Annotated in this window: 10 protein-coding genes; all 10 read left to right on the top strand. The window is 32.7% G+C overall.

The genetic code is table 11. The annotated features are described in order from the left end of the window. Positions 1-60 precede the first annotated feature (60 nt). Positions 61-2,511, top strand: coding sequence for an outer membrane beta-barrel family protein (locus tag WN975_RS09850; protein ID WP_337966382.1), 2,451 nt, complete (start codon positions 61-63; stop codon positions 2,509-2,511). A 540-nt stretch (positions 2,512-3,051) separates the two neighbouring features. After that, entirely contained in the window at positions 3,052-4,989 is a 1,938-nt protein-coding gene (locus WN975_RS09845; protein WP_337966381.1) for a glycoside hydrolase family 13 protein, read from the top strand. Between the two features lie 57 nt (positions 4,990-5,046). Next, positions 5,047-6,573, top strand: coding sequence for a glycogen/starch synthase (locus WN975_RS09840; RefSeq protein ID WP_337966380.1), 1,527 nt, complete (start codon positions 5,047-5,049; stop codon positions 6,571-6,573). Between the two features lie 113 nt (positions 6,574-6,686). Beyond that, the gene (locus WN975_RS09835) at positions 6,687-7,625 is read left to right on the top strand and encodes a hypothetical protein (protein ID WP_337966379.1); all 939 of its coding nucleotides are present in this window, start codon (positions 6,687-6,689) and stop codon (positions 7,623-7,625) included. A 39-nt stretch (positions 7,626-7,664) separates the two neighbouring features. After that, complete coding sequence (locus WN975_RS09830) at positions 7,665-8,312, top strand: 4'-phosphopantetheinyl transferase superfamily protein (protein WP_337966378.1); 648 nt, start codon at positions 7,665-7,667, stop codon at positions 8,310-8,312. Positions 8,313-8,834: 522 nt separating this feature from the next. Continuing rightward, complete coding sequence (locus WN975_RS09825) at positions 8,835-9,626, top strand: SDR family oxidoreductase (RefSeq protein ID WP_337966377.1); 792 nt, start codon at positions 8,835-8,837, stop codon at positions 9,624-9,626. A gap of 66 nt (positions 9,627-9,692) precedes the next feature. Then, a complete protein-coding gene (locus WN975_RS09820; protein WP_337966376.1) occupies positions 9,693-10,094 on the top strand; it encodes a heme-binding protein in 402 nt (133 codons plus the stop codon). Positions 10,095-10,112: 18 nt separating this feature from the next. Continuing rightward, the gene (locus WN975_RS09815; RefSeq protein ID WP_337966375.1) at positions 10,113-10,916 is read left to right on the top strand and encodes an AraC family transcriptional regulator; all 804 of its coding nucleotides are present in this window, start codon (positions 10,113-10,115) and stop codon (positions 10,914-10,916) included. An 839-nt stretch (positions 10,917-11,755) separates the two neighbouring features. Beyond that, positions 11,756-20,638 (top strand): amino acid adenylation domain-containing protein, encoded by an 8,883-nt coding sequence (locus tag WN975_RS09810; RefSeq protein ID WP_337966374.1) that lies wholly within the window; start codon positions 11,756-11,758, stop codon positions 20,636-20,638. 14 nt (positions 20,639-20,652) lie between these two features. After that, positions 20,653-26,211 (top strand): amino acid adenylation domain-containing protein, encoded by a 5,559-nt coding sequence (locus WN975_RS09805; protein ID WP_337966373.1) that lies wholly within the window; start codon positions 20,653-20,655, stop codon positions 26,209-26,211. The last annotated feature ends 24 nt before the right edge of the window (positions 26,212-26,235 follow it).

The following is a 26,235-nucleotide window of genomic DNA, read 5'->3' as shown; positions in this document are numbered from 1 at the left end:
AAACAACCCAAAAGGAAATCTTTGTAGGGTAGAGCACTCTTTTTGTAAAAAAAAATGACTATGAAATCATATAAAAAATCAATTTTGTTAAGTATCATGTATTATTTCGTAATACTTCAAACAATTCAGGTAGCAGCGCAAGCTCCAATAAATACAAAAATAGAAGGAAAGATAACTTCAACAAAAAATGAAGCGTTACCATATACAAATGTGGCATTATTTAATTCTTCAGATTCTAAAATGGTTAAAGCAACCCTTACTAATGAAAATGGATTATTTGTTATTGAAAATGTCGCTACCGGAGACTATTATTTATCGGTAAGTGTATTAGGTTACAAAACATACAAATCTAATATATTCAGTGTTGAAGTAGATAAAAAGAAAGAGATTGGAACCATAAAGATAGAAGAAGAAAGCATTGTTCTTAATACTGTTACAGTTGTAGGTCAAAAACCTCTAATTCAAAATAAGGAAGATAGAGTTGTCATAAATATTGAAAACAGTACACTTGCTACAGGAAATACAGCTTTAGACATATTAAATAAAGCGCCAGGTGTAAGCAATATCAACGGTTCTATCAGTTTGGTTGGAAAAACAAATGTTTTAATCCTAATTAATGGTAAACAAACATATCTTTCTCCAGATCAGTTGACAAGTCTTTTAACTTCTACACAATCAAGCAGCATTAAATCAATTGAGATAATGACAAATCCACCTGCTAAATATGATGCTTCAGGAAATGGAGGAATCATTAATATCATAATGAAAAAAAGCCAGGACGAAGGAACCAATATAAATCTAAATTTTAGTGAAGGACAAGGAGTTTATCGCAAAACTAATGGAGGAATAGCGATGAACCATAGAAATAAAAGGATTAATATTTTTGCGAGTTACGATTATTCGGATAATATAAATTTTGGAACAATTGATATCGACCGATTTACGGGACTATCAGGAGAATCACTTTTTTTTAATTCTTCGTCTTTTGAAAAATATCAATTTAAAGTAAATAATTTCAAAGTAGGAGCAGATATAAATATATCTCCCAATAGTACGTTAGGTTTTATCATTAGCGGAAATAATGTAAAAGGAAATTCGAAAATTAATGGAAGAAATGATATCGGATCGCAGATGCAACAAGTTGATTCAACAATTATAGGATCAACCATAGGAAAATATCCAAACAGATATTTAACAACAAATATAAATTACAACGTAAAACTTGATACGATAGGTACAAATGTGAATTTGAGTTATGACTACTCTTTGTCTAATAAAAATGAGAGTTTTCAGTTTGGTAATCGCTATTTAGATGCAGATGGCACAGAGTATCGCTCTCCTTATAATTTTAGAAACCTTACGCCACAATATGCAGACATTTATGTTGGAACAGCAGATTTTTCACATCCATTTAGCGAAAAATCTAAATTAGAAACAGGGCTAAAATTTAGTTCTGTAAAAACGGATAATATACTGCAATATGATATACTACAGGATGACGGAAATTATGTAAATGATGCCAGCCGAAGTGATCAATTTATTTATAAAGAAAAGGTACTGGCTGCTTATGTCAATTATAATTTCAAGTCAGGTTCATACTCTTTTCAAGCAGGATTACGTGCAGAAAAAACATCGTCCGATGGAAATTCTGTAACTAACAATAGTGTGGTAAGTAGAAATTATACAGATCTTTTTCCGACTATTTCTGTGCAAAAAAAGATAGATGACAACAATGCTTTGAATGTAGGATATGGAAGAAGAATTGACAGACCAAATTATGCTTCATTAAATCCTTTTGTGTATTACATCGACGCATATACTTTTAGATTTGGAAATCCATATTTAAATCCTCAATATACAGACTCTTACTCGCTGGGATACACTTTAAAGAATAAGTATAAATTTGATTTAAATTATAGCAATACAAAAAATGTGATTGCAAATATAGTTATAACAGATCCGGTTACGAATTCGATATCACAAACAGATGCAAATCTTAATAGCTTTAAATCTTATAGCTTAAATGTAAATGCTCCAATTGAAATTGCAAAGTGGTGGAAAACTTATAATAACGTTTCGGTCTTTTATAATATGTATAATACGGATGAAATTGAAGGAGCACCACTTCAATTAGAAAAACTTGCATGGCAGGTAAGTAGTACTCATAATATAACTATTGACGATAGATCATCAGCAGAATTAAGAGCCAACTACATATCATCAAATGTTTATGGAGTTCTAAATCTTAAATCGTATTACGGAGTTGATTTAGGAATTAATAGAACCTTTTTGGATAGTAACATGAATGTCCAACTGGCTATAAGTGATATTTTTAACACTTGGGGTGAAAGAGGCGTTTTTAGTAATCTTCCAAATAGCAATTTTGATGTTGTCAGAACCTTCGATAGCAGAGTAATCAGGTTAAGTCTTACCTATAAATTTGGAAATGTAAAACTAAAATCAACCGATAGAAATGGTGGCGCACAACAAGAAAAAAATAGATTAAACTAAATCTAAGACTTTAGTTGATGAGTTCAAATGATAAAATTATTTAGAAACGAATCTGAATAGTTAAGAATCAATTGCTTTGTTTTCGATTAAAAGAGATCAGTTTCTTTTAATCGAAAATAACCCGAATTTTTTTTAAAAAAAACAGACTTGCATACCTTATAAACTAGAATATCCACTAGTAAAATAGCAAAGATGTTTACTCACTCTGGAAAACAGCTTAAATAAGAACGATTTAAGTTTTTGTTAAAGCCAAAACGTATTGCTGCATCTTAATGCAAAAAACGTCTTAATCACATTTATAAGAAACAACACTTTAGCATCAACCTTTCTTAAAGGCATTGGTGCTGTATTACAATGCCTTATTTTCTGGAATTGGAAAATCTAAAAATGATATTAACCAAATCAAAGGACAATTTGTTCTTTCTCTCGAATTATTAATTCCTGATTTTTAAAATGTGTATTCGAAGTTAAATTTAAAATTCGAAAAATAAGTTTTTAAGCAGTGACCAAATAACTTACCAAATCATAATCCAACTACTTATGTCAAAAAAAAGCGTTCAGAAAGAGTTATTATACATTTCAGCAGATACTAAAGTTAAAAAAGTTCATATTGGAGTCTTTCCGGTAAAAGACCGGTATTTTAGAAAAGAAATGAAACATAGAGGGAACGGATATTTTCAAGTTACTCTGGATTTGCCAAAAGGAAAATCATTCTATCATTACTTTATTAATGAAGATTTTAAAACCCCAATAAATAACAATCTTAATGTTATTTCAGAACATGATACTCATAAACGTTCGCCTTTGGTTTTGGAAACTGAAATGTTCAGCCCCATCAAATTTGAAAATAACGAAACTTTTATAAATCATATTGAAGATGATATATGGGAATTTAGGCTTATATCGTATCAGAAATGGATTAAAAATATCGCTATCGTAATAAATGGGAAAGAGTATGAACTAAAAAGACATTTTACGAATAAAAACAAATCGTTTTGGAAAATCAGAATTGAATTAAAATATACTAATATCAATTACTACATAAAAATTTCTAGCGAAAACCAACTTTGTTATCTTCATGAAAATTCTGAATTAGAAAGGCAGTTAATGCCTGATAAGGTTATGAATTATGACTTGTCTGTTCAATTAACGCAAAAAGATAAAAAAACTTGCCATGGTGCAGGTTATCAGATTTTTCCAGATCGTTTTTTAAATTTTGAAACACCAGACACAGCCAATACGTTAAAAGATTGGGGCGATAATCCTAATTTTGTTGATTTTTTTGGAGGAACGCTCAAAGGAATTTCAGAAAAGATTGATTATATCTCAAATATGGGATTCGAATTTATTTACCTAAATCCAATAGTATATTCGAGATCCAATCACCGCTATGATAGTAAAGATTATCTTAAAATTGATCCGATATTAGGAAACGAAAAAGATCTTGATGAGCTAATCGAAAAAATTCACGCTCGTGGAATGAAAATTATTTTAGACATAACGCTCAATCATTGCAGCAGTGAATTTTTCGCATTTGAAGATCTGGTTAAAAATGAAGAAAAATCCAAATATATAGATTGGTTTGAAGTAGAGCAGTTTCCGTTATATTCTGAAGGACGTAGCCATTATTCCTGTTGGCACGGATACGAAGAATTACCGCAGTTTAACCTTCTTAATCCTGAAACAAGTGATTATTTTATAAATGTAGCTAAATTTTGGACTGAACGATTCTCAATTGATGGCTGGAGATTGGATGTATGTACAGAAATGCCAGAAAGTTTTGTGAAAAAATTTGTTGATGCTACTTTAAAAATAAATCCCGCTGCCATCATTATTGCTGAAAGTTGGGACAGTAATACCAATATATTTTCTTCTGATACAGGAATTGATGGTTTAACGAATTTTTCATTGTACTTAGAAGTAATAACTCCTTTTTTCATTAACGGAAAAATGTCTTTGAGAGAGATGGCCTCTACCATATTAGATATGAATTATAAAAATTCATTCAGGCTGAACCAATATTCATGGAATTTTTTAAGCAATCACGATATTTCCAGATTTCAATCGGTAATAAAAAAGAAAGAGGAATATGCTTTGGCATTTACGCTTTTATATGCTTTGCCCGGTACACCAATGGTTTATTATGGTGAAGAAACCAGAATGGAAGGATTAGGAGATCCTCAAAATCGCAGATGTATGGAATTTTATAGCGGCACTGAAGGTTCTGAAAATTTACATGATCACCTCCAAAAACTCAATGAGCTTAAAGCTAAGCATAAAGATATTTTTTATTATGGAGATCTTACATTTGAACTGGCAGACAATGAAAAAAAGACCTTAATCATCCAAAGAAGCCATCATAATCAACGACTTCTTTTTTATTTTAATTTTAGTGATGTTGCATGTAAGTTGACTCATTTATCTGATGATATAACACTAAATCCCTATTCATCTAAAGTTATGTATCATAACCAATAGCAAAAACAATTTGTATAGTTTTCTTTAATACAATAATTCTAACCAAAAAATAAAAACATGATAATTCATTTAGCCTCAGAAGTGGCCCCGTTTTATAAACGAGGAGGATTGGGAGATGTGGTAGGTACATTACCGTTTTACCTCTCTAAACGAGAAGAAAATATAGTCATTTCATTTTATTATAAAAATAGAATGAATACAGAAAATCTTACTCTACAAGGATCATTTTTTATTGATATTCAGAATGTAGATTATAGGTTTGAATATTATTATTATGAGGAAGATAATGTGAAATTTTATTTTCTCAATATGGACGACGACTTGTTGTTCAGCGATATGGAAAGCACAGGAAATGATCAGGCAAACGATGATGGCAGAAATCCTTATGGTTTGAACTTTTCATTTATTGTATATTTTTATTTTGCTAAGGCAACCCTGCAGCTCATAAAAAATCTGGAGATGAATCCAAGACATTTAATGTTTCATGATTGGCATGTATGCGGTTGTTTTGCCTTTCCGGAATTACTAAATTCTCTAAATGAATTTTGCAATACAGTAGTGTTAATTCATAATTATGAGCATCAAGGCGAAATTTTCCCAGATCAGATTCATTTATTAGGAGAGGAAGTTTTTAATGAATTAATATCTATCCATGAAGAATATGGAGTGATTACGTTCTTTGCGTTGGCATTTAAAAATGCAAATTGTATTGCAACTGTAAGTAAATCATATGCAAAAGAACTCTTAAAAGGTGATGTTCCGCATGTAGGGCTCAAGTTCTTAGAATTGATCAATAGAAAAAAGATTTACACGTTACCAAATGGAGTTGATTATACTACATGGTCTCCAAAATGCAGTCCTTATTTAGACATGCATTATGATGTTACTTCGTATAAGGATATCAAGGCAGAATGGAAAAAGCGATTAGTAAATGAAATGAAATTTGATAATGCTGATGCGCCAATTGTACTTTTAATGGCGAGGTTAACAGAACAAAAAGGAATTAATCTTCTTATCAATTTATGGGATACCACCGAAGAATCTCAAAAGCAGGTACAAAAAATAGTAGATTCTGGAGTAAATCTTATTATTTATGGCAATCCTGAAAAAGGGCTTCACGGAAGTATACACAAAACACTTACACTTTGTAAAGAACAATTCGCAGGACGATTTAATTACATACATAACTATACAGAAGAAAAAGCGCATCAATTCCTGGCAGGATCAGACATGATACTTTGTCCGTCCTTATTTGAACCATGCGGTTTGGTGCAAATGTATTCCATGAAATTTGGAACAGTTCCGCTGGTAAGGCCAGTAGGAGGATTAAAAGATACGGTAATTCCTCACACAGAATTTTCTGAAGAAAGCACTGGGTTTTACATTGAAGAATTTCAGCAGGAAAGCCTTTGTAAAGCTATAAGGCAGGCAACAAAAGTTTACAGGGATCAGCCGCAGGTTTGGGAAAATATTATAAAAAGAGGAATGTTAAAAGATTTTAGTTGGGACAAGTCACTCGAACATTATAATTCTTTTTTAGATAAAATAGAATTAGAACAGGATCAGTACATTTCTAAATATTAATCTACACATAATCGATATATCAAACTATTTGAGAATAGTTTGTTAAAGTAATTAGCATTTAATGCAGAATTATAGACTATAAAAAAATATTAACTAAAATTTAAAAATTAAAGATGAGTTTAATAAAAACCGCTGAGAAAAAACATATAATATCATTAAAGGATTTGTCTCCTAACGAAATGCTGGAAATAATTGATAGAGGTATTGAATACTCTGACAATAGGGTAGAACTCGGGCATCAATTAAAAGGAAAAATTCTGGGTATTTATTTTAAAAAGACATCAACTAGAACAAGAACAGCTTTTTCGACTGCAGCCCTAAGATTAGGTGCACAAATAATTGCTTATGGACCAAATGATCTGCAAATAAATACCGGAGAAACAATGGAGGATACCTTGCAGGTGCTTTCCAAAATGTTAGATGGTCTTGTATTACGCACAGCAGAAAGCCCGGAAATACTTAGAGCTTTTGCAAATCAAAAAAGAATGTCCATAGTCAATGCAATGACAGAAGATGAACATCCTACGCAGGCATTAGCAGATCTTACGACAATCAAACAACATTTTGGAGAATTATCTGGTTTGGAAATTATTTATCTGGGTGAAGGAAATAATACGACTACGGCACTGGCATTAGCCATAGCTAAAATTCCGAATATGAAAATCAGGTTTTTTACGCCCCCAAATTATAACATTGATCCAATATTATTGCAGTATGCCAAAGAAGAAGGGATCAGAAGAAATACTATTATCGAAGAATTTCATGATTTAAAAAATCTTCCCAAAGAATCAGATATAGTATATACTACACGTTGGCAAACTACAGGAACATCAAAATTAGATGCTAATTGGCGAGAGATCTTTGAGCCTTTTGCAGTGACTCAAGAATTAATGAATAAATTTCCTAATGCAGTTTTTATGCATGATTTGCCCGCTCATAGAGGAGAAGAAGTTGAACCTGGTGTAATTGATGGAGTTAAAAGTATTGTTTTTCAACAAGCTGAAAATAAAGCGCATAGTGCAAAAGCTGTATTAGAGTGGTGTATAGGATGATAAAAAGCTGTTATCAAATTCCAAATAAATTAAAAAATAATGACAAAAGTATACTATACGCTATGTAAGCAATTAAGTATTTATTCTTTTGAAAGAGCCGCTTCCCTTTTACCAATGGAGATGCAAAAAAGATCACGAGAATATATGCGATGGCAAGATTCTCATGCCTATCTATATGGAAAACTGTTATTAAAAGAAGCAATCTGTCAATTAGGATATAATAATTCTCTTGAGTTAATGGAAAAAACAAAATATGGAAAACCGTATTTTGAGGATAGTGACTTTGGATTTAATATTTCTCATTCAGGTGAATATATTGTTTGTGTAATTAGTACCGATGAAAAACAGAATTTAGGAATTGATATTGAAGAAATAAGACCAATAGAATTTGAAAATTTTGAGAATGTCTTTTCCGAAGAAGAAAAAAAAGAGATTACTAATGATGATAATTTTTATACTTTTTGGACTCGAAAAGAAGCTATTGTCAAAGCCGATGGAAGAGGATTGCTTATTCCTCTCAACACAATAAATGTTTCGAGTCCATCCGTGCTTTTAGATAATAATAAGTATAATTTGTACGAAGTGAATATTGATAAAAATTACATCGCTTATATAGCTGCCTGCACAAATCTTGAGAATAAAATCAATAAAGTTTACATCGATCCTCTAAATGTATTTTTTGAATAATTGCAAAAGTAAAGTTTAAAAGATATTTACTCTAATACGATTTGAAAATCAGTATTTATGAGATAAAACCTTGCTTTATCAACAGAAAAGTTGCACAAAAGTTTACTTGAAATTTTCTGGTTTTGAGTATTTAAAATAGTATAATTTTTAATCCAATATTTATAAGGGTTAAGAGAGTAGTTGGAATTACCTTAAAAACATATAGAAACTGCGAATCTAAGGATTCGTAGTTTTTATATGTTTTTTTTATTTACGGAAGATTTTAGTTCTTAGCAATGAAATTTTTGTATAAAAAAAGCCCTAATTTTAATTAGGGCTTTTTAGTTTGGAGAGCAGGATTCGAACTATCATTAAAACTCATTTTTTAAGGATTAAAAAAACAACTTTACTTTTTTGGCAAAATTGAAGGCAACTTCAATATTACCAAGCGAACGTTTTACCAATAAATATTTGAACTTTTCAGCAACAAAAAACAATTGTAATTAGTCCAAATTTGCTCTATAACTTTTAAATCAATTTAAAATGAGCAAAACAATTTTAATTACAGGAGCTGCAAGTGGTTTTGGAAAAATCGCTGCATTTGACCTAGCAAAAAAAGGCCACAAAGTTATCGCAACGGCAGAAGTTTATCCGCAAATGAGTGATTTGATTCGTGAAGCTAAAGATTCAGGTATCGAATTAATTGCTGATAAATTAGATGTAACAGATTCCCGTGACATTGAATACATCATTAACAAATATGAAATTGATATTCTCATCAGCAATGCGGGAATTATGGAAGGCGGACCAATCGCGGAACAGCCTTTGGATTTAGTACGTTATATGTTTGATGTCAATGTTTTTGGCGGGCTTCAATTAGCACAAGGATTTATCAAAAAATGGGTGAATCAGAAAAAAGCCGCCAAAATCGTATTCACCACGTCAATGGGTGGTCTTTGGACTGTTCCTTATGTTGCGGCTTATTGTGCTTCCAAACACGCTATGGAATCCATTGCCGAAGGATTGAAAACTGAATTGGCACAATTTAACATCAAAATTGCTACATGTAATCCAGGAGTTTTTGGTACAGGGTTTAACGATCGTGGCGTAGATTCTATTTTCCGTTGGTACAATCCGGAGAAAAATTTCACACCACCAACTGCATTTGATGGAGCGGCTGATTCACTGAAAGATCAGTTAGATCCGCAATCAATGGCAGATACAATTGTGAATGTTGCTTTAGATGAAAATTCAAATTTCAGAAATGTGCATCCGAAAGAAACAGAAGATTTTGTAAAACAATTACAAGCAGAAGCCTGGATAGCAAAAAGTTAAATCATTTCTATAAAAGCACAGGCTGAAATCTGTGCTTTTTTTTTATTCAACAATAAACGAAACGATATGAATATTACCTATAATGAAGCATCAAAAGCACTGAATGCTTCGATTGAAAAAGCAAATGAACTCAATATTCCTGTGAGTATTGCCGTGGTGGACAATGGCGGACATTTGATTGTATTTGCACGATTGGACAGTGTGTATGGCGTGATTGATTTCGCCGTAAAGAAAGCTAAAACTGCCGTAATGTTTGGTGTTAATAGCGAAATCATGGGCACTATCGTTGCAAGTTCAGACATTCATGGTTACGGAATGCTTAATTCTAATGGTGGGCTTTTGACGATTCCCGGAGGTGCTGTAATTAAAGATGTCGATGGAAACATCATTGGTGCAGTCGGCTCTTCGGGTGGAACGGTAGAACAAGATAAAGAAATTGCAGAAGCAGGAGCCAAATCGCTTGCATAATTTTTAGATATTTGTAGTATGGCAGAAAGTAGCGAAATCATATTCGATAAATTGGTGTATTCCTGTGCATTTGAAAAATACAGAGGACACGAAGAGTTTATACCTGAGCATTTTCTGGGATTTCAATTGTCCGGAGAAACCCACGCTTTTTATGCGGATGGTAATACCGTTATTACCGAAAATCAGATTTTGCTGGTTAGAAAAAATCAACTCATTCGTACGGTTAAATATCCCGGAAAATCCGGAAAATATCAGTTTATTTCAATTTCGTTAGACAGTGAAATTCTTCGCCAGTATGCATTAGAAAATAAAATAATCGGTGAACATAGTAATAAGAACAAACAAAAATTATTTTTTGAACCCGATGAATTTCTGAATGCCTATTTTCTTTCGCTTAGTCCATATATTAACAAAACTAAAGAAGCTACACCTAAATTGGCAAACCTAAAAATCAGGGAAGCTATTGAATTAATACTTCAAAGCAACCCTGATTTAAAAGATGTTTTATTTGATTTTTCCGAACCTTACAAAATAGATTTAGAAGAATTTATGAATCAAAATTATATGTTTAACGTTTCGGTTGAAACATTTGCAAGGCTTACAGGAAGAAGTGCTTCAGGATTCAAACGGGATTTTGCGAAAACATTCAACACGACACCCAAACAATGGTTAAGAGAAAGGCGTTTGGACGAAGCAATGTACCGCATCAAACAAAAAAAGGAAAAACCTGCGGATTTTTATCTCGATTTAGGGTTTGAAAACCTATCACATTTTTACTATACTTTCAAGCAAAAGTTTGGACTTACGACTACCGAAATATAATTGGATATAGACTTTTTACAGCAATTGCAAAAAACATTCTATTCAGAATTGCAAAAAACAAAAGCTGATTATAAAAGTTACAATACACTAAGAGTTACCTCAAGAAATTTTCAGCAGTGGATGCTTATCCAGGCAGTAAGGATCAAACTCTAGCGCATATTTTTTCTGGTTTTTTTCATACTTGTAAATCTAGACACTATTATTTCTTTTAATTTTCAGAACTATAGTGTCAAAAAAACAAGCCATTTAACTCTTTTTATAATTTTCTCAAAAAACATCTTAGCTTTTTGTGGCAAAATTAAAGGCAACTCTAATCATTGGCTTCTTCAATTTTACTTATTATAGGTATTAGGCTGTAATAAAAACTGTATGTCAATTTATTGTTTTACAAGAATAAATAATTGAACCTGATAATGTTTTCTAAATGTATCCAAATTTCAAAATTGAAAAAATTAGGCTAATATTGGATTACAAAAATATTCATAAATATTTTGTTTGCGCTTAAATTTATTATAAATTTTAGTAATTCTATATAATAAATAGAGTTAATTAATTGCGTTAAATCTTCAAAAATGTATGTTATCCAATGTTTTACAGTATGTTAAGCGATTTTTGCTATTTTAAAAACCGTAATTTTTATATTAAAAGTCCGTAATTCCTTAAATAATTATACTACTACTTTAGCGCTCAGCTTTAAGAAGTATGAGTAAAAGAATTAAATTTTAGAGTTCTGTTTTAAGAATGTAAAATTTAAAAAAACTTACAAAATATATTCATACTGAAAAGATAAAGTTATGCAGTAACATACTAATTGTAAACAAGAAAAGAGTTCTGAAGTTATGGATAAGAATGCATTGTCAAATAATCTTTATTTAGTTAAAAAATATTGGAAGAAAAAAATTGCTGATAGAAAGCAGTTTCTAAGTGTACATGGTAGTCAAAATCAACTGCCAAATGTTACTATCGAATCAAGCGATCTTAACTATTTTAATAAGCTTACCAATAATAATATTATAGCACAGGCTGCAGTGCTGAGTGCAGTATATTCTTTTTTATTGAAGAGGCTTCTCAACGAATTTGATGGTTACGTTGTTTCGGGATATGCTGAAGAATCTGGTTCTTTGCTTTTGTCACTTCCTGTAGATTTAAATTTTTCTTTTAAAGAATATCTTCAAAAAGTAAAGCTGGAAATTTTAGATACATTAAGACATTCAGATTATCATAGTGATTACGCATCTGAAACAAATAATTTCAATGATTTAAGTGTTTTTTCCAACTATAGCATTGGAATTAATTCATTACCACATTTAGTTAATAATGGTGTTTTATTTGATGTGAAAATTAATGAAAATAAGGGCATTGAAATTAACGTCTCTTATTTAGAAGATTTTGTAAAGAAAACAGTTGTACAGCACCTTATTAAACTGTTTGTACAGTTTATCAAAAATTTAGAAAATTGTATAGAAATTGATTTATCACATTATGAATTATTGTCTGAGGAGGAAAAAAATCAATTATTAGTAGATTTTAATGCAACAGATGAAATTTATCCAAAAGAAAAAACAATAGTTGATTTATTTGAGGAACAGGTGACAAAAACTCCTGATAATAGCGCTGTTTTTTTTAAAGAATCGACTTTAACTTATTTTGTATTAAACCAAAGAGCCAACCAGCTGGCTAATTATATTTCGCATAAAAATGCAATAAAAAAGGGAGATATTATAGGAGTCTTTTTACCTAAATCAGATGCTGGTATTATTGCTTTACTGGCAATATTAAAGTTAGGTGCAGTTTATTTACCTATTGATACCAATTACCCAAAGGAAAGAATCGACTACTTAATAAAGGATAGTGGATTAAAATTATTGATAACTGATAGTCCTGAAACGTTATTGACTGATGATTGCGAAACAATAGCTTTACAATCCATCAATTTTGATGACAATAATGGGGAGAATATCAATACAGTAATTTCACCAAACGATTTAGCTTATATTATTTATACGTCGGGTTCTACAGGACAGCCAAAAGGAGTGCTGATTGAGCATACCAGCAGCATAAATATGTCTATTGATCAGATTAAATCTTTTGAAATCACTAAAGATGATAAGGTGGTATGGTTTGCTTCTGTCGCTTTTGATGCCTCAATATCAGAGATTATGATGAGCTTGTACAGCGGTGGATTGTTATGTATTCCGACAGAAGAAGTTATAAAAGACAAGGACAAGTTTGTATCATTTCTAAAGGAAACTAAAGCTACAGTGGTCACTTTTCCTCCAAGTTATTTAGGATTATTATCTGAAGAAGATATTTCGGGACTTAGATGTATTATCACGGCAGGAGAATCGGCAAATTCAACCAAAGCAAATGCAGTTCTAAAATCAGGAATTGCTTACTACAATGCATACGGTCCGACAGAATGCTCGGTTTGTGCAACGATTTATAAGTTGTCTGAAAATGATTTTGATAAGATCAATATTCCAATTGGAAAACCAATTTCAAATAGTAAAATTTACATACTTGACGAAGCCTTAAAACCTTTACCGATAGGTGTTGCAGGAAAAATATATATATCTGGAACCGGTGTGGGTCGTGGTTATTTGAATAAGCCGGAACTTACCTTAGAGAAATTTACAGCAAATCCGTTTCAGAAAGGAGAACGCATTTACGATACAGGCGATTTAGGATGTTGGTTAGCGGATGGAAATATTGAGTTTCTAGGAAGAAAAGATCATCAGGTAAAGATAAGAGGCTACAGAGTAGAATTAGGCGAAATTGAAAATACAATTTTACAATATTCGGATACTTTAAAACAAGTGGTTGTTGAAGTAAAAGAAAACAATCACGAAAAAGTTCTAGCTGCGTATCTGGTAGGAACTGAGCCAATAAACAAATCTGAACTGAAAAATTTTCTGCAAAAGGCGCTTCCTGACTATTTGGTACCGGGATTTTATATAACATTAGATAATCTGCCTTTGACCCCAAATGGTAAAATAGACAGAAAAGCCCTGCCGGATATTACAAGCAACGATGTTATAAGAAGAACGTATACTGCGCCAAGAAATGAAACAGAAAAAAGTCTTGTTTTAATATGGCAGGAAGTTCTTGGAATTCAAAAAATAGGCATAACCGATAATTTCTTTGATTTAGGCGGACACAGTTTAATTACCGGACAAGTAATCAATAGAATCCATAAACAATTAGGAAAATCAGTTTCGTTTAAAACATTTTTTACAAATCCAAGCATTGAGCAGTTAAGCAGACAATTGCAGGAGAATAATTATCTGGCAATTCCTAAAACTCCTGCTGCAAATTCGTATCCCTTAACGGCATCACAAAAAAGATTGTGGATTTTGAGCCAGCTTGACGGAGCAACATTAGCATACAATATGCCAGCCGCGGTAAAATTAAACGGAATTATTGATTTTCAAAAATTTCAGAAATCCTTTAATCTCTTGATTCAGCGTCATGAAATATTAAGAACTTATTTTAAAACAAACGCTGACGAAGAAGTTAATCAATATATACTTCCGGCAGAAGAAGTAAACTTTAAGATCGGAGAGAAAAATTATAGTTTGGTTGAAAATAATAAGGAATTTACAGCTGATTATTTGCAAAATAAAAATAGACAGCCTTTTAATTTAGAACAAGCGCCGTTAATTAGAGCTTCGTTAATCAAACTAAAAAAAGACGAATATGTTTTTTTCTTGTCTCTGCATCACATCATTGGCGATGGCTGGTCGATCGAATTATTAATATCCGAAGTAGTAAAAACGTACAATGCACTAATGCAGGGAAAAACAATTAGTTTTCCGGAATTAGACATTCAGTATAAAGATTATGCAGTCTGGCTGATTGAAGAACTGCATAATGAAAAGTATCAGCAGTCAAAAGAATATTGGTTATCGCAATTTGCGGGAGAATTACCAGTATTAGATTTACCTGGTTCTAAGGCACGCCCATTGGTACAAACCTATAATGGCGATAGTGTAACACATCAGTTTTCCAATGCATTTTTAGAGAAATTAAAGGAATTTTCAAAAGAGCATGATGTTACTTTGTTTATGACTTTAATGGCCGGTATAAATGCTTTGCTGCATAGCTATACAGGTCAGAACGACATCATACTTGGAACTCCAATTGCAGGCAGAGAGCATACTGATTTAGAAAATCAAATGGGATTATATCTAAATACGCTTGCTATTCGTACTCAGTTAAAAGAAGAAAACAGTTTTCTTGACCTTGTAACGCAGCAAAAAGACATCTTATTAAGTGCTTATGATCATCAAAATTATCCATTTGATGAATTAGTGGGAAAACTGAATTTAAAAAGAGATACAAGCCGTTCTGTTTTATTTGATGTTTTAGTAGTGCTGCAAAACCAGGAACAGCTCAATAACCTTAATAACGAGGAACTAATTGATCTGGAAATCGGAAAATTTGAGTTAAAGACAAAAACATCACAGTTTGACGTTAGTTTTATTTTCGTAGAAACAGAAGGATTAGACCTTAGAATTGAATACAATACAGATATCTATGACGGTTATTTGATTGAAAGAATTTTTGACCACTTCGAAAATCTAATCAGCCAGACATTAAAACAGCCTGAAAAGCCAATTAATGAAATAGATTATTTAACAGAAAAGGAAAAGAACCATCTTTTATTTGAACTTAACCAAACAGCAGTCGAATATCCAAAAGATAAAACGGTTCTGGATTTATTTGAAGAACAAGCTGCAAAAACTCCAGATAGTATTGCTCTTGTTTTCGAAGAAACAAAACTGACCTATAAAGAGTTAGATGAACAATCGAATCAATTAGCAGCTTATTTGATTAAAAATTATGCTATTGAAACCGATGATTTAGTTGGAATCATACTCAACAGAAGCGAGCGAATGATAATTTCCATTTTTGGAATATTAAAAGCCGCAGGAGCTTATGTGCCAATGGATGTAAATTATCCTCAGGATAGAGTTGATTTTATAACGCGTGATGCGAAGCTTAAAGTTAATATTGATGAGATTGAGTTTGCAAAATTTAAAGCAGATCAGGATTCATACAGCACAAAAACAATCGAGCGTGAAGATTTAATAGACCATCTGGCTTATTGTATTTACACTTCAGGATCTACAGGAAACCCAAAAGGAGTATTGAACCATCATGCCGGTCTGTACAATCGTCTTTTATGGATGCAGTCGTATCTGAACGTAGAAGAAAATGAAGTTTTTCTTCAAAAAACACCTTATACATTTGACGTTTCGGTTTGGGAATTAATCCTTCCTTTTATTACCGGAAGCACCCTTGTCATAGCAAAACCGGAAGGTCATAAAGATACGGCGTACCTACAGGAAATAATCAGTAAAAAACAAGTTTCTATCGTGCATTTTGTGCCTTCGATGTTAGGTGTTTTCCTTTTGGATGCCGATAGCGAAAAATGCAGCAGTTTGTCGCATATTGTCTGCAGCGGCGAAGAACTTCCTGCGCTGATGGCTCAGGAATGCAAAGAAAAAATCGTACAGGCAAAACTTCACAATCTATACGGTCCAACAGAAGCCGCAATTGATGTAACAGCGATAAACTTAAGTGAAATAGATGTAATAAAAGAAGGTGTAAGTATTGGTAAACCCATAGCCAACACTAGTATCTATATCGTTAACAGTTTGCTTGGACTACAGCCTTTTGGCGTTCCGGGAGAACTTTTAATCTCGGGAATTCAGGTTGCAAGAGGTTATTTAAACCTTCCAGAACAGACAAAAGACCGTTTTATAGCCGATCCTTTTAGAGAAGGTTATCAAGTTTATCGCACCGGAGATATTGCCCAATGGAAAGTCGACGGTTCTATTCATTACATGGGAAGAATTGATAATCAGGTAAAAATAAGAGGAAACAGAATTGAACTTGGAGAAGTAGAAAATGCAGTGATGTCTTATGGCGGAATTCAGCAGGCAGTAGCGGCTCCAAAAGAATTAAACGGAGAAAAAGTTTTGGCGGCTTATTATCTTTTAGAAAGAGGAACTACAGTAGACAAAGCTGCAATACGAACCTATCTGCAGGAAAAACTGCCTGAATATATGGTTCCGGGCTTTTATATAGAACTGGAGACTTTACCGATGACTTCAAGCGGAAAAGTCGACAGAAAACAGCTTCCGGGCATTGCGGGCGATGATCTTATTCGTGCAGAATATGTATCGCCTGGAAATCAGACAGAAGAAAAACTGGCCGAAGTCTGGCAGGATATTTTGGGAATTGAAAAAGTGGGAATTACTGATAACTTTTTTGAATTAGGAGGCGATTCTATACGAGCTCTACGAATTTTAGGGAAAATTAATAAAGAGCTTAACATCAATTATAAGTTGGCCGATATTTATGCGTTGCCAACGATTGAAAGGTTATTATCTATAGAAACAGAACGAACAACAAGTGAGATTTCAAATGCTGTAAAAGCAGAAGTTGAAGCCTATTTTAGTACCTTAGAAAAAGAATTTAATCCGTATGAATTTTATGAAGAAAAAGAATTCCTTCATAAAACTAACAATAAAGATTCTGAAGGTTTAAATGCTGTTGCGCCATTCTCACAGGAAAAAATAGTTTCTATTTATCCTATGAGTGATATAGAATTAGGAATGCTTTTCGGTTCTATTGCAACCAGAAACAAAGGTGTATATCACGATCAGTTTGTTTTTCCGCTGCCAACTTCACGATTTGACAAAAAATCATTTGTTAAAGCCATTTCGGTTTTAGTTGAAAAACATGAAATTCTTAGAACAGCGTATAATATTGAAAGATATAGTACACCAGTCCATCTTGTTTATGAAAAAATAGATTTCAATTTAGATTATGAAGATTTTTCGACAAATAAACAGGAAGAAATTTTTACTGCCATAAACGACTTTATGGTCAATGAGAGAACGCAAAATTCTTTCGTTACAACTGAGCCGGGTTTATGGAGAATGAAAATTTACAAAACTGCTGAAAATGAATACAGCCTTCTTTTTCAATTTCATCATGCAATATTGGATGGATGGAGTGTGGCTTCATTAATGACAGAATTAAACAATATTTATCTTTCTGTTTTAGATAATGAGGAACCTGCCACAGAAAAATTAACGCTTACTTATAAAGATTATGTTTTTGAACAAAGCTGTATTAAGAAAAGTGATAAATACAATGTTTTTTGGAAAGAAAATCTAAGCGAATACAAAAAGCTGGACATTTTTACAGAAGAGAATTTTTCAAAAAGACATGATTTTACAATAGATAGCGAACTCTATGATTCGGTAATACAATTTAGCCAGACACATAGTTTAAGTTTAAAAACAATAGCTTTTGCCGCTTATTTAGCTACTTTAAAAACCCTGACTTACGATGGAGATGTAACGGTAGGTTTGGTCACAAATGGCAGGCCTATTCAGGAAGATGCAGATAAAATATTAGGCTGTTTCCTGAATACAGTTCCTTTTAGAATTAAGGAAACAAATGAAACGGCACTGTCATTTGTACAAAAAATTAATGAATTGCTGAATATTCAAAAACAGTTTGAAAGAATTAGTTTGAATGAATTGCAAACCCGTTTTTCAATTAATAAAAAGGGAGAAAATCCATTTTTTGACACTCATTTTAATTATATCGATTTTCACATTTACAATGATCTTAATGGGAAGAATGACGAAAAAGTGAATGAATTTAGATTTGCCGACCTCAATTTTGAAGCAACAAATACATTTTTGGATTTAAATATTCGTCCGTCTGCAAATGCTATAAAAGTATCATGGAATCAGCAGAGAACTTTAAAATACGGATTAACAGTAGCGCAATTGCAGGAGTACTACAATAACTTTTTAGCTGTGCTGGTAAATTCCACGAATGTTGTTTTAAAAAATGAATCAGTTTTACCAAATCTGGAGAAACAAAATTTACTTTATAATCTCAACCAAACAACAGTAGAATATCCAAAAGATAAAACTGTTCTGGATTTATTTGAAGAACAAGCTGCAAAAACTCCCGATAGTATTGCCCTTGTTTTCGAAGAAACAAAACTGACCTATAAAGATTTAGATGAACAATCGAATCAATTAGCATCTTATTTGATTAAAAATTATGCCATTGAAACCGATGATTTAGTTGGAATCATACTCAACAGAAGCGAGCGAATGATAATTTCCATTTTTGGAATATTAAAAGCTGCAGGAGCTTATGTGCCAATGGATGTAAATTATCCTCAGGATAGAGTTGATTTTATAACGCGTGATGCAAAGCTTAAAGTTAATATTGATGAGATTGAGTTTGCAAAATTTAAAGCAGATCAGGATTCATACAGCACAAAAGCAATCGAGCGTGAAGATTTAATAAACCATCTGGCTTATTGTATTTACACTTCAGGATCTACAGGAAACCCGAAAGGCGTATTGAACCATCATGCCGGTTTGTACAATCGTCTGTTATGGATGCAGTCGTATCTGAAAGTAGAAGAAAACGAAGTTTTTCTTCAAAAAACACCTTATACATTTGATGTTTCGGTTTGGGAATTAATCCTTCCTTTTATTACCGGAAGCACTCTTGTCATAGCAAAACCAGAAGGCCATAAAGATACAGCGTACCTGCAGGAAATAATCAGTAAAAAACAAGTTTCTATCGTGCATTTTGTGCCTTCGATGTTAGGCGTTTTCCTTTTGGATGCCGACAGCGAAAAATGCAGCAGTTTGTCACATATTGTCTGCAGCGGCGAAGAACTTCCTTCGCTGATGGCTCAGGAATGCAAAGAAAAAATCGTGCAGGCAAAACTTCACAATCTATACGGTCCAACAGAAGCCGCAATTGATGTAACAGCGATAAACTTAAGCGAAATAGATGTAATAAAAGAAGGTGTAAGTATTGGTAAACCCATAGCCAACACCAGTATATATATCGTTAACAGTTTGCTTGGGCTGCAGCCTTTTGGCGTTCCGGGAGAACTTTTAATCTCAGGAATTCAGGTTGCAAGAGGTTATTTAAACCTTCCAGAACAGACAAAAGACCGTTTTATAGCCGATCCTTTTAGAGAAGGTTATCAAGTTTATCGCACCGGAGATATTGCCCAATGGAAACCCGACGGTTCTATTTATTATATGGGAAGAATTGATAATCAGGTAAAAATAAGAGGAAACAGAATTGAACTTGGAGAAGTAGAAAATGCAGTGATGTCTTATGGCGGAATTCAGCAGGCAGTAGCAGCTCCAAAAGAATTAAACGGAGAAAAAGTTCTGGCGGCTTATTACCTTTTAGAAAGAGGAACTACAGTAGACAAAGCTGCAATACGAACCTATCTGCAGGGAAAACTACCAGAATATATGGTTCCGGGCTTTTATATAGAACTGGAGACTTTACCGATGACTTCAAGCGGAAAAGTCGACAGAAAACTGCTTCCGGGCATTGCGGGCGATGATCTTATTCGTGCAGAATATGTATCGCCTGGAAATCAAACAGAAGAAAAACTGGCCGAAGTCTGGCAGGATATTCTGGGAATTGAAAAAGTGGGAATTACCGATAATTTCTTTGAGTTGGGAGGCACTTCTTTTCAGCTTATCAAATTGCAAAAAATGATTGAATTATTGTGGCCTGATAAAATGGTTATCTCAGATTTATTTGAATTTAATTCGATCAAAGATATAGCAGCTTTTATTCATAAAGACTCAGATGAAAGCAGCTTAGAAGAAAAAGACGAGATGAAATTTTTTGAAATATAAAAAACAAAAACGCTATGGATATTGCATTAATTGGAGCTAGTATAAAATATGCTGATATAACAAAGCTGCAAGAGTTTGTAGAAGTTATAAGAAACAATAAGGTTTGTATAAAACAGCCTTCTGAAGAACGAATCGCATATTCGAAAATTGAGAAAAAAGAAAAGTATCATCCTTATGGTTATTTAGACAGAGCTGATTTGTTTGACCATGAATTCTTTAATATATCAAAAGGAGAAGCCAATACAATAGATCCGGGACACAGAATGATTCTGGAAGGTGTATGCACTGCAATTGAAAACAGCGGTTATGATTTAGATTATATCTCGTCGCAAAATACAGGTTTGTTTACTACAACTCAAACCGGACTTTATAATTTATTGTACCAATCTGAAAATAAAGGATTGGATTTTATAGGCGGATTACCCTCAATAGGCGGCGGTAGAATTGCTAATATTTTAAATATCAGAGGCCCGGTAATGAACATTGATACCGCATGTTCATCTTCTTTGGTTGCAATTCACGAAGCGGTACAAAACATAAGAAACGGCGAAATTGATTTAGGTATTGTGGCAGGTTCGCGCTTATTATATTGGTTTGATGAAGCAGGTAATTTTGATAAAGATGCCATAATGTCGACTGATGGTATGTGCAGGGCTTTTGATGACGATGCCTCTGGAACCGCAGGAGGAGAAGGCGTGGCAGTTGTTATTTTAAAAAGATTAGATCATGCAATAAGAGATAATGATGCTATTATATCAGTCATAAAAGGGTCAGCAATTAATAATGATGGAAGCAGTTCTAACAGCATTACGGCTCCAAGTCCTGTTGCACAAAAGAATGTTATTTTAAGCGCCTGCAAAAATGCCAATATCCCTGTTTCAAGTGTAGGTTATATAGAAACTCACGGTACAGGAACTAAACTGGGAGATCCCATTGAATACAAAGGCATAAAAGATGCTTTCTTTTTTGACAATCAAAAATATTCAGTTCGTTTGGGGACTTTAAAACCAAATATTGGACATTTGGATAACATGTCGGGATTATTTGGTTTTATAAAAGCAGCTTTTGTATTAAAGGAAAAAGAGTTTTTTCCTCTGGCAAATTTTAATACCGTCAATAAATTTATTGAGGAAGATCCAAATATCATTTTGCAAAAAGAAGGAGGCAAATGGATCACCAATGAAGTAAGAAGAGCCGGAGTAAGTTCGTTTGGTTTAAGCGGTACAAATGCACATATTATTCTTGAAGAATATAAATCAAATACAGAAACGTCTGGAAATACCGAAAATAATAACTGGTTTAAAGTCGCTGCAAAAAGCAAAAATTCGTTAAATAAATATATTGACAATATTTATAATTCTATCTCAGAAACTACTTCAATAGAAGATCTGGCTTATACTTTAAATACCGGCAGAAAAGAGTATAAATACCAATTGTCAGTATCTGGAAATACAATTGATGAAATAAAAGAGCAACTTTTAAACCAAAAAGACAAGAACGATTTTAGTACAAAAAACTATAATAAAATCGCTTTATTATATCTTTCTGATGAAGTTTTAAATATAGATAACTTCTTAAAAAGCAGTTCATTTGCAGCTATTTTCGACAATCTGAAAAAAGAAATTGAAAACGATGAAACAGATTTTGATGTTTCACAAACTTTAGCATTTCAGGTTTCTTTATTCAAATATCTTTCAGCAAAAGGATTTAATGTAAATCAGCTTATTTGCAACGGAAATATCGCTAAAGCTTCTAAAGAAATAATTGACGGGAAAAGTATTATTTCTAAAGATTTAAAATTTAACGGAGATTTTAATTTAGACTTCGAAAAATTAAAATTATTAGCTAAAAACTGTAATGACAATAACATATTGTTAGTATTGGCGGGCAGTAATTCAAATTCAATTTCCAGTATTCTTGAAGCGTTACGAGAAGAACAAATTCCGGGTATCGATTTACTAAAAATCGTTAATGACAATAACTGGAATTCGTTATGGAGTACTTTGTATAATAATGGATTAGAGTTTAACTGGAAAGAATTTTACAAAGGTCAAGTCTACAAAAAAGTTACAGCGCCAACTTATCCTTTTGAAAAAATATCCTGCTGGAACGAGAACAAAAATCCTTTACTGTTTGGTAACCTAAACACAAAACCAGAAGCCGAAAAACCACAATTGCTTACCGAAAATTTAAGTGAGGAAGAAATTGTTGTGAGCATTTTAAAAGAAGTTTTAAAAAATGACAGTTTAACTCTTACAGACGATTTTTTTGAATTAGGCGGAAATTCAATTGTTGGCGTTCAGTTTATTAACAGAATTAACGAACTGTTTGGCATAACGATAAACTTTGAGGCTTTATTTGATTGTTATGAGATAAACGAAATTGTTGATCTTATAAAACAAGCAATTCAGGCAAAAGACGAAAGTGATTTTATAGCTGTTGTGAAAAATGATGAATTAATTTTTGAAACCCTTGAAGCATCGAACTCTCAGCAAAGAATGTGGATTGAATCTCTGATCGACAATTCGATGCAGTCTATTTATAATATTACTTTGACTTACAACGCCAAAGGAAGTTTAAATGTTGAAGTTTTTAAAGAAACGCTGCACGAATTAATCAAGATTCACGCATGCTTAAGATCGACTTTCTATACAGATGAAGATGGAACTGTCAGACAGAAAATAAATGAGATCGAAACGATAGCTATTGATGATTTTTTTACTTTTTATGCTAATAATGATCCTTTTATTTTAGAGCAAAAAAAGAACGAAATTCAAAACATTAAGTTTGATTTAGAATTTGGTCCGTTGTTTCAGGCATCTGTTCTTCAAATAGATGAAAACAATTACAAGTTAATATTTGTTTTCCATCACATTATATTCGACGGCTGGTCTACAGGAGTTTTTATAAAAGATTTTGTATCTGTTTATAAGCAAATTATAAGTCAGGTATATGTTCGCACAGCCAGTAAAAATGATTATTTTGATTATCTAAACTGGCTGAAAGAAAATCTGCATACAGAAAAAATAGAATCATACGCAGATTATTGGAAAGTAAAGCTCAGAGATATTAATTCAAATTTAAAATTAGGAAATCCTGATATCGGGACTTTAGAAGGTTCGAGATTAAATTTTAGTATTGATAAAAATCTGAAAGACAAATTAACAGATTATGCCAATAAAAACCGAGTAACCTTATTCAGCATCTTAATTTCTTCTGTAAGAATCTCTCTATACCGATTGGCTCAGGAAAACTTTGTGATTGGTACAGCCGTTTCCGGAAGGGTTAAAAAAGAATTTGAGTCAACAATTGGAATGTTTATCAATACTCTGCCTATTTATACCGAAATAGATGGTGATAAAAGTTTTGCCGATTGTGCCGCTGATGAAATGTACACTATTATGAAAGCATTAGAGTATCAGATCTATCCTTATGATTTGATATTAAATGACTTAAAAATAGCCAATAAGAAATCCTTTTTTGATGTAATGGTGGTATTGCAAAACCAAAACAACAGAGCAGGATTGGTCAGTAAAAGTGATTTGCCATTTGAAATTGAAGAAGATATTAATCAGACTTCGACCTTTTCAAGATTTAATTTATCCTTTACGTTTTTTGATGTTTTAGATTCACTTGAATTGGAAGTAGAATACAAAGCAGGCGTGTTTAGCCAAGAGTTTATTTACTCTATGATGGATACGTTTTTACATCTTCTGGAACAATTTGTCGATGTTCCGGAGAAAAAGATTTCTCAGCTTTCAATTCTAAACGAAGCTCAGTTTCATGATATCGTATACGGATTTAACGAAACCAAATTTGATTTTCCTGAACATAAAACAATTATCGATTTATTCGAAGATCAGGCAGTAAAAACGCCAAATAATATTGCAGTTGTTTTCGAAAATACCAAATTAACATATAAAGAACTCAACGCAGCAGCCAATCAGTTAGGAAGTTATTTGCGAAATCAGCATGGAATTAAAGCAGACGATTTAATTGGAATCAAACTAGACAGAAGTGAAAAAATGATTCTGGCTGTTTTAGGAGTATTAAAATCCGGTGCGGCTTATGTGCCTATTGATCCGGCTTATCCGCAGGAACGAATAGATTATATTGAGAATGATAGCCATTGCAAAATTGTAATCGATGAAAATGTATTAGAAACATTTTATAAAAATCAAAAGGAATATTCAGATGCGAATATTGAAAAAATAAACAGTCAAAAAGATTTGGCTTACATCATTTACACTTCGGGAACCACAGGAAATCCAAAAGGTGTGATGGTCGAAAATACAAATGTAGTTAACTTGATAATTTCGCAGACCAAAGAGTTTAAAATAGACGAAAATGAAAAAATACTTCAGCTCTCAAATTACACTTTTGATGCATCTGTAGAGCAAATTTTTCTGGCGCTTTTAAACGGTGCAAGTCTGCATATTATTTCGAAAGAAGCATTACTTGAAGCGGAGGTTTTTGAAGAATTTATTTCGAAAAATGAAATCACACATCTTCATGCAGTACCGTCTGTTTTAGAAAAAATAACAGCCAGTGATCGCTTTAATTTAAAAAGAGTTATTGCGGGAGGCGACATTTGTTCTATCAAATTGGCTGAATCGTGGAGTTCTGTTTGTGATTTTTATAACGAATACGGGCCAACCGAAACCACAGTTACTTCGATCGAGTTTCTTTATAATAAAGACAAAACATTTTCTATAGGAAAACCCATTTTAAACACACAGGTTTATATTTTAGATAATTATCTGTTGCCAACTCAATTGGGCGTTTTGGGCAGAATCTATATATCCGGCGCAGGAGTTACCCGCGGTTACTTAAATAAACCGGAGCTTACCGCAGAAAAATTCATTGAAAATCCATTTGTGCCTAATACAAAAATGTATGATACAGGAGATTTAGGAAGATGGCTGCCTGATGGAAATATCGAATTTTTGGGCAGAAACGACGATCAGGTAAAAATAAGAGGTTTTAGAATTGAGCTTGGCGAAATAGAAAATACTCTTTTGCAATTTTCGGCACATTTAAAACAAGTTGTAGTACAGCCTCAATATGTAAACGGAGACAGAACGTTAGTAGCTTATTATGTGGCTGACGCTGAAATTGACAAAACCGAAATTCGCCAATATCTCCATACCAAACTGCCGGAATATATGGTTCCTTCATTTTTTGTAATTCTGGATCATCTTCCATTGACTGCAATCGGAAAAATTGACCGCAGTGCTTTGCGAGGCATTAATGAGCAGGATATTATCAGGAAAGAATATGTAGCACCGAGAAATGAAATTGAGCAAAAAATAGCCGAAATATGGCAGGAAATTCTTGGAGTTGAAAAAGTAGGTGTTACAGATAGTTTTTTTGAACTCGGCGGACATAGCCTTAATGCCACAAAACTCATTAGTATTATTCATAAACAGTTTAATGTCAAATTATCAATCATCGATTTGTTTAATAATATCATACTTGAAGAATTAGCACTGCTTTTAGAAAATACCATATTGTTCAGCACCAGTAATGAAGAAAATATTTCGATTGACGAATCTGAAAATTTTACGATATGATTTATAAAATCAAAACCTGCTGTG

The organism is uncultured Flavobacterium sp., from assembly GCF_951805225.1.
Lineage (GTDB): Bacteria > Bacteroidota > Bacteroidia > Flavobacteriales > Flavobacteriaceae > Flavobacterium.
This window is presented reverse-complemented; position numbering and strand designations above follow the sequence as displayed.